Below are 7,616 nucleotides of genomic sequence, written 5' to 3' on the forward strand. Positions count from 1 at the left end.
GGCCTGTTCGAGCAGCTCACCCCGCTCTACGCCGCCCGCGACCTGCGCCGCACCGCCCGTGACGCCGCCCACCGGATAGCGGACCTGCTGCGCGAACCCGCCCAGCGGGAACCGGCCGACCCCGTCGCGCTGCCCGCCCGCCCACCGGGCGCCCCGCCGGTCCTCACCCTGGAAGGCGTCCGGTTCGGGTACCCGGCACAGCGGGACCACGAGGTGCTGCACGGCCTGGACGCCGTCCTCGCCCCCGGCACCGTGACCGCCCTCGTCGGCCCCTCGGGGGCCGGCAAGTCCACCCTCGGCCTGCTGCTCGCGCGGTTCTACGACGTCACGGGCGGCGCGATCCGCCTGGACGGCGTCGACCTCCGCGACGTGGACCGCGCCGAGCTCTACCGCACCGTCGGCTTCCTCTTCCAGGACGTCACGCTGCTGCGCCGCTCGGTCCGCGACAACATCGCCCTGTCCGACCCCGAGGCCGGACCCGAAGCCGTGCACGGCGCGGCGCGGGCCGCCGCCGTCCACGACCGGATCACCGCGCTCCCGCGCGGCTACGACTCGGTCGTCGGCGAGGACGCCCTGCTCTCCGGCGGCGAGGCACAACGGGTCGGCATCGCCAGGACCCTGCTCGCCGACACCCCGATCGTGGTGCTCGACGAGGCCACCGCGTTCGCCGATCCGGAGTCCGAGGCGGCCGTGCAGGACGCCCTCGCCGAACTCGCCGCCGGCCGCACCCTGCTGGTCGTCGCACACCGGCTGCGCACCGTCGTCTCCGCCGACCAGATCCTCGTCCTGGACGACGGGATCATCACCGAACGCGGCCGCCACGACGACCTGCTCGCCGCCGACGGTACGTACGCGCGCATGTGGCGCGCCCAGCACGGGGGGAGCACCACCCCATGATTACCACGCTCTTCCGGATCGTCGGCTCCGACCGACGGGCGCTGCTGGTCCGCTTCCTGGCGGCCACCGCGCTCTACGCGATCAGCGAGGGCGTGGCCTTCGGCCTCCTGGTCCCGCTCCTGACCGCCCTCCTGGACGGGGACACCGGCCGCGCCGCCTGGTGGCTGCTGCCGCTCACGGCCGCCGTCGTCCTCGGCTGGTTCGCCCACTACGACAAGGAACTGCGCGCCCTGCGCCTGTCGTCCGCATGGCGCCGTACCCTCCACGAGCGGATCGGTGCCCACGTCGTCCGGCTGCCGCTCGGCTGGTTCGACGGCGCGCGCACGGCTCAGGTGGAGCGGCTGCTCGGGCAGGGCGTCACCACCGTGACCCTCGGCGTGCACCTGGCCCAGACGCTCCTCGGGGCCGTGCTCACCCCGGCCACCGTCTTCGTCTTCCTGCTCTGCTACGACTGGCGCGTCGCCCTGTCGGTCCTGGTCACCGTCCCCGTCGTGCTCCTCGTGTTCGGTCTGGCCCGCCGCCTGACCGACCGCACCGAGGCCGAGCACGACCGGGCCGCCGCCGAAGCGAGCGCCGGACTCGTCGAGTTCGCAGGCGCCCAGCCCGTGCTGCGCGCCAACGGGCGGGCCGGCAGCGGCCACCGGCGACTCGCGCAGGCGCTGGAGGAACAGCACCGCGCCATGCGCCGCCAGGTCCTCGGCGCGCTCCCCGGCCTGCATCTGGGCCAGCTCGCCATCCAGCTCGCGTTCACCAGCGTGCTCGTCGTGGGCCTGCTGCTCGCCACGGGCGGCGAGATCGGTCCCGCGCGCGTCACGGCCCTGCTCGTGCTCGGCGTGCAGTTCCTCCAGCCGCTCGCCGTCATCGCCCAGGCGGCAGCGGCGCTGCGGGCCACCCGCGCGGCCGCGGACCGCATCGACACGCTCCTGAGCACCCCACCCCTGCCGGAACCCACCGCTCCGGTCCCGGCCGCGGGCCTGGAGCCGTCGATCGAACTCGACGGTGTCCGCTTCGGGTACGAGGGCGCCGCGGCACCCGTGCTGGACGGCCTGGGCCTGACCGTCCGGGCCGGGTCGACGACCGCGCTGGTGGGCCCGTCAGGAGCGGGCAAGACGACGGTCACCAAACTGATCGCGCGCTTCGCCGACGTCGACGCGGGCGCGGTCCGCATCGGCGGTGCCGATGTCCGGGACCTCGCCGGGGCCGAGCTCATGGACCTGGTGTCGCTCGTCTTCCAGGACGTGCACCTGATCGACGGCACGATCGAGGAGAACATCCGCCTGGGGCGCCCGGACGCCACCGAGGACGAGGTCCGCGACGCGGCCCGCCGGGCCCGCGTGGACCTGATCGCCGACCGGCTGCCCGACGGACTGGCCGCCCGCGTCGGCGAGGGCGGCAGCCTCCTGTCCGGCGGCGAACGGCAGCGGGTCGCGATCGCCCGCACCCTCCTCAAGGACACCCCCGTCGTGCTGCTCGACGAGGCGACCTCGGCCCTCGACGCCGAGAACGAGGCCGCCGTCCACGAGGCGCTGCGCGAACTCGGCGCGGGACGCACCCTGTTGGTGATCGCGCACCGGCTGTCCACGATCGCCGCCGCCGATCACATCGCGGTCCTGGACGGCGGCCGCATCGTGGAGGAGGGGCGCCATGCGGCGCTCCTGGAGGCGGGCGGGCGGTACGCGGCGCTCTGGCGCGAGTACGAGCGTGCCCGCGGCTGGCGCCTGGCCGGGACCGCGCAGGACCGCGGCGCGCGCTGACCGATGGGCGTGTCCGCGTCGTGGCGCCCCCGGCACGAGCGGGGCGTCAGACGAGCGCGGCGACGAGGGCCGCGAAGGCGGCGACGATGACGGCGACCCGGACGTAGTGATAGCGGTCCCAGCGGTTCGACTGCTCCTTCCAGTCCGCGGGCCGGTTCTCGGGGGTCCAGGTCTTGCCGCGGTTGTTGATCGGGACGAGCAGCAGGAGCGACATCACGACGCTGAGGGCCAGCAGTCCGCCGGCGGTGATCACGAGGCCGGTGCCTTCGTGGTCCCGTCCGGTGATCGCCCACAGCGCGACGAGCACGAGCGAGCCGATGTACCAGAACGGCATCAGGGCGCCGAGCATCCGGCCGCCGTGCGCGCGGGCCAGCAGGTCGCTGTCCTCGGGGAGTGCGCTGAAGATCCGGTTCATGACGAAGGCGACCGAGAACTCCACCCCGACCATCAGGCCGACGATCACGGTGGTGACGGCCTGGAGTGTGCTGAGCATGATGACCCCTCCCGCTGCTTTCTAGCGTTGCTAGCTGATGAGCCAACGCTAGCGCGGCTGCCGCTCGAATGTCTAGCGGTGCTAGCAATGTAGGCAGGGGAGATTCGGCAGGCGGCCTTGCGGTTTCTTTTCATTCAACCTGTTGATTCACTGAAATTTGTCATTCATGCTGTGGCTGGCGCCGTCACGGATCTCGGTCAGGGAGCCCCGTCACGACCCTCCCGCACCGTGCCTCCCCGCACCCCAGGAGTCAGCCTTGAGCCCTGCCGTGGACACACCGCCCCCAGGACGGACACACACGCCGGAGAAGTCGTCGGCGGTGGAACCCTTCACCCGGTTCCACCTGCGCGTCACCGCCACCACCTTCGGTGCGAACTTCTCCGACGGTTACGCCCTGGGGGTCATCGGCGCGGCGCTCCCGATCCTGGACACCACGATGGGCCTGTCCGGACTGTGGTCCGGGCTGCTCGGCGCCTCCGCCCTGATCGGGCTGTTCCTCGGCAGCGTCCTGCTCGGCTCGGTCGCGGACCGCATCGGCCGGCAGCGGCTCTACCTCTACAACTTCATCCTCATCACGATCGCCTCGGCCCTGCAGATGTGGGCCACCGACCCCGCCGCGCTCTTCGCCCTGCGCCTGCTCATCGGCTTCGGCCTGGGCGCCGACTACGCGGTCGGCCCGACCCTCCTGTCGGAGTTCGCGCCCCAGCGACTGCGCGGTCTCCTGCTCGGATCCCTGACCGTGCTGTGGACCGTCGGCTACGTCGCGGCCAACATCTTCGGCGCGCTCGTCCCCGAGACCGACGAGGCCGCGCACCTGCTGCTCGCCAGCGGCTCCCTGCCCGCGCTCCTCGTCCTGCTCCTGCGCATCGGGATCCCCGAGTCCCCGAGCTGGCTCGCCACCCAGGGCCGGTTCGCCGAGGCCGCCGCGATCCGCCGGAAGTTCCTCAAACAGGACATCGCCCCGGACGCCGTGCCGCAGACTCCGGCACAGCCCGCCCCCACGGTCCGCTACCGGGAGCTGTTCGCACCGGGCCAGGCCACCAAGACCTGGTTCGGCATCATCTTCTACAGCGCCCAGGTGCTGCCCTACTTCGCGATCTACACCTTCACCGCGCAGATCCTCGGCACCCTGAACATCGGGGACACCACCGCGCAGAACATCGTCATCGACGTCGCCCTGCTGCTCGGCGGTGTACTCGGACTGTGGCCGATGATGCGCATGGGACGCCGCCCGTTCACCGTCCACAGCTTCCTGATCCTCGCGGTCGCCCTCGGTGCCATGGCCGTCCTGAGCAGCGCGGGCAGCTGGGCGCTGATGATCCCGTTCGTCGTCTACACGTTCGTGATGGCGGGCGCCTCGAACATCACCCAGGTGTATCCGGCCGAGCTGTTCCCGACCGCGCTGCGCGCCTCCGGCGTCGGCCTCCTGAACGGCAGCAGCCGCATCGCGTCCGCACTCGGCACGTTCCTGCTCCCGGTCAGCCTGGACGCCCTCGGCGTCGGCTGGACCATGGGCTGGATGACGCTCGTCCTCCTCGCCGGCTGGGCCGTGAGCCTGGCCTGGGCGCCGGAGACCCGGGACACCCTCACCGCCGAGGAATGGGCCCACTGACACGACGGGCGCCCGGGCGGCGCCTCGCACCGGCCCGGGCGCACACCCCGCCCGACCTGTCGCTCAGCGCACCGCCGCCCCGGGCCCCAGCGGAATCCCCAGCGCCCACCAGGCCAGGAACAGCAACGTCCACGCCACCGTCATCGCCACCGCGAGCGGCAGCGTGTACGAGGCGAGCGTCCCGATGCCCGCACTCTTCCGGTACCGCTGGAGGAAGCCGAGCGCCATCACGAAGTACGGGCTCATCGGCGTGATGGCCGTCGATCCCGAGTCCGCGATCCGGAACAGCGCCTGTGTCGTCTCCGCCGGCACGTGCACCAGCATCAGCATCGGGACGAGGACCGGCGCGGCCAGGGCCCACATCGCACTGCCGCTCGTGACCATCACGTTGACGAGCGTGAGCAGCAGCAGGATCAGCAGGAAGACCACGACGATCGGCATCCCGCTGTGCTGGAGCGCCTCGGCGGCCCGCACGGCGAGCACGTCCCCGATGTGCGTCCAGTCGAAGTACGCGAGGAACTGCGCGATGGCGAAGAACAGCACCAGGACGGGGGCCATCTGTCGCACGCCCTCCGCCATCAGCCGCGGCACGTCGCCCGGCTTGGCGATCGACCCGGAGCGCGCCCCGTAGACGATTCCGGTCACCGCGAACAGGCAGGCCACGACCGCCGCGATGCCGTCCAGGAACGGCGAGTCGACGATCGAGCCGCCGTCTCCGCGCAGCGGCGACGAGGTGGGGACGAGCGCCGCCACGATCAGCACGAGACCGGCACCGAGCGCGAGCAGCGCCGAGCGCAGAGCGGTCCGCTCCCGGTCACTGAGCCGCAGCTTCCCCAGGTCCTCCACGTCCGCGTCCGGGTCGGGGTCCAGATCCGGACGGCGCGCCAGGACGAACCGTGTGACGAGCGTGATCACCACGGCCAGCAGCAGCGAGGACGCGATGTTGAAGAACCAGTTGGACAGCGGTGAAACGTACGCGTCGTCGCCGCCGGTGATCTTCGCGGCCGCCGTCGTGATCCCCGCGAAGATCGCGTCGTTCGGCGTCGGCACCGGACTCGCGTCGTACCCGGAGGCGATCGACGTGTAGGCGACGACGATGCCGAGGACGGGGGAGCGGCCCACGGCCCGGAAGGCGAGCCCGCCCAGCGGGACCAGGATGATGTAGGCCGCGGCCGACGCGACGTGTGCCACGGTCCCGGCGAACGCGACGGCGAACACCACCCACGACGCCGGCACCCGGGCGACACCGACCTTCATCGCGGCGGAGAGGAAGCCGCTGCGCTCGGCCACCGCGACGCCCATGATGACGACGACGATCGTGGCCATCGGCGGGAACTCGGCGAAGTTCGACACCATCGTCGACACCGCCATGGCGAGCCCGTCACCGCTGAGCAGGTTCTGCACGGCGACCGTCTTGTGGTCGGCGGGTGACACGACGGACACGTCGAACCCGGCGAGCACGGCACTGACGACGGCCAGCACCCCCGACAGGATCCAGAACAGCCAGAACGGATGCGGCAGCGCGTTGCCCGCCCGCTCGACGACGGCGAGCATCCTGATGACGCGGGGGAGCCTCGGTGCTTCCTCGAGCGGTGGCGCTTGTCTCTGTACGGACATGTCGGCGGCTCCGGCTAGCGGGTCGTGCGGGGACGGTGGGACGGCTGTGGCAGCCGGTGGTGCGCGAAGAAGTCCCACATGACGGCGTGGGCCTTGATCGTCTGCGTCGTGTAGCCGCCGCCGCTGTACCCGTCGGCTCCCGGCCAGGTGTGCCCGCCGCCGGTCACCGCGACATGGGTGACCTCGGCGCCGCGGGCACAGTCCGTCCACCGGCTCGTCGTGATGTCGGGCTCGGTCACCTCGTCGGGCAGCCGTGTCGCGCAGCGGTCGCGCCCGGCCCACCCGGCCACCCAGTCCGCGATCGCGGGCAGCCCGCGGTCCTCGTCCCCGGTGTACGGGATGGTGGCGTCCCCGGTGCCGTGGAAGTCGATCACCGGCACGGGCCGCGAGGGCCGGCAGTCCGTACCCGTGCCCGGGTAGAAGGCACCGGCGACGGGCGCGACGGCGGCGAACCGGCCCGCCATCCGGCACGCCAGCAGCCCGGTGAACCCGGCGCCGTTGGACTTGCCCGTCGCGTACACGCGGCGGGTGTCGACACACAGGTCGTCCTCGAGCCGGTCGAGGAGATCCCCGGTGAAGCGCACGTCGTCGACGCCCGCCGCCGCGTACGGCGCGCCCTGCCAGGCCTGCCGGTCACCGTCGCCGGTGCCCACGACGCCGTCGGGGTAGGCGACGACCGCGGGCAGCGTCGACAGCCGTGAGAACGCCTCGGTCCCCGCCCCGGTGTTGCCGCGCCCGTGGTAGGCGACGATCAGCGGCCAGCTCTTCGCCGGTGAGTAGCCGTCGGGCAGGTGCAGTTGGTACGTCCGCTCGCGCCCGTCGCTGGTCAGCGTCCGCAGGACGCTGCTGCCGGGGTCCTGCGGGGCGTCCGCTCCGCAACCGGCGGAGGACGTGGCGGCGTGCGGCGACGAGGCCGCGTAGGAGGGGGCGAGCGGGGCGATGACGAGCGCGGCGGCCAGAACGCAGGCACGCCGAAGCAGACCTTGCACGGTGCGACTCCTCGGGACGTGACGGAACCAGGACGGGAGGGGACCAGGACGGAACCAGCTGGATGAGCGTCAGAGGGGGGTGGACGGAAGAGGCTCAGACGGCGAGCCATTCCTCGACGAACGCGCAGACGCGCGCCACGACGGCGTCGACGACGGCCCGCCCGTCCTCGGCGGTGGCGCGCGTGGGATCGCCGAGCACGCCGTTCGCGCTGAGGGCGTCGTAGGGCAGGGTGAGGGAGGGCTGGCCGAAGGTG

Annotated in this window: 6 protein-coding genes; 3 read left to right on the forward strand and 3 right to left on the reverse strand. The window is 72.5% G+C overall.

Going from position 1 to position 7,616, the window contains the following annotated elements:
* Positions 1–897: ATP-binding cassette domain-containing protein (locus GTW43_RS03600; RefSeq protein ID WP_161300152.1), on the forward strand; the 897-nt coding region annotated here is incomplete at its 5' end.
* A complete protein-coding gene (locus GTW43_RS03605; RefSeq protein ID WP_161300153.1) occupies positions 894–2,651 on the forward strand; it encodes an ABC transporter ATP-binding protein in 1,758 nt (585 codons plus the stop codon). The genes GTW43_RS03600 and GTW43_RS03605, both read left to right, overlap by 4 nt.
* Positions 2,652–2,697: 46 nt before the next feature.
* Here the strand turns inward: GTW43_RS03605 and GTW43_RS03610 are convergent, their stop codons facing one another.
* Positions 2,698–3,144: a DUF1772 domain-containing protein gene (locus GTW43_RS03610; RefSeq protein ID WP_161300154.1), complete on the reverse strand. Its 447-nt coding sequence runs from the start codon at positions 3,142–3,144 to the stop codon at positions 2,698–2,700.
* A gap of 319 nt (positions 3,145–3,463) precedes the next feature.
* On the opposite strand from GTW43_RS03610, the gene GTW43_RS03615 reads away from it, so the two are divergent.
* On the forward strand, positions 3,464–4,756 hold the full coding sequence (locus GTW43_RS03615) for an MFS transporter (protein WP_343245887.1): 1,293 nt from the start codon (positions 3,464–3,466) through the stop codon (positions 4,754–4,756).
* Between the two features lie 63 nt (positions 4,757–4,819).
* On the opposite strand, the gene GTW43_RS03620 is transcribed toward GTW43_RS03615, so the two are convergent.
* Together GTW43_RS03620 and GTW43_RS03625 are read right to left on the reverse strand one after the other, a co-directional pair.
* Positions 4,820–6,373 (reverse strand): AbgT family transporter, encoded by a 1,554-nt coding sequence (locus GTW43_RS03620; RefSeq protein ID WP_161300156.1) that lies wholly within the window; start codon positions 6,371–6,373, stop codon positions 4,820–4,822.
* Between the two features lie 14 nt (positions 6,374–6,387).
* Complete coding sequence (locus GTW43_RS03625) at positions 6,388–7,362, reverse strand: PHB depolymerase family esterase (RefSeq protein WP_202500993.1); 975 nt, start codon at positions 7,360–7,362, stop codon at positions 6,388–6,390.
* Between the last annotated feature and the right edge of the window lie 254 nt (positions 7,363–7,616).

This window comes from Streptomyces sp. SID5785, from assembly GCF_009870065.1.
Taxonomy (GTDB): domain Bacteria; phylum Actinomycetota; class Actinomycetes; order Streptomycetales; family Streptomycetaceae; genus Streptomyces.

What these genes read in the sequence shown, in the direction of transcription:
- GTW43_RS03605 (WP_161300153.1), top strand. Translation starts at nt 894, where the DNA reads ATGATTACCACGCTCTTCCGGATCGTCGGCTCCGACCGACGGGCGCTG.
- GTW43_RS03610 (WP_161300154.1), bottom strand. Translation starts at nt 3,144, where the DNA reads ATGCTCAGCACACTCCAGGCCGTCACCACCGTGATCGTCGGCCTGATG.
- GTW43_RS03620 (WP_161300156.1), bottom strand. Translation starts at nt 6,373, where the DNA reads ATGTCCGTACAGAGACAAGCGCCACCGCTCGAGGAAGCACCGAGGCTC.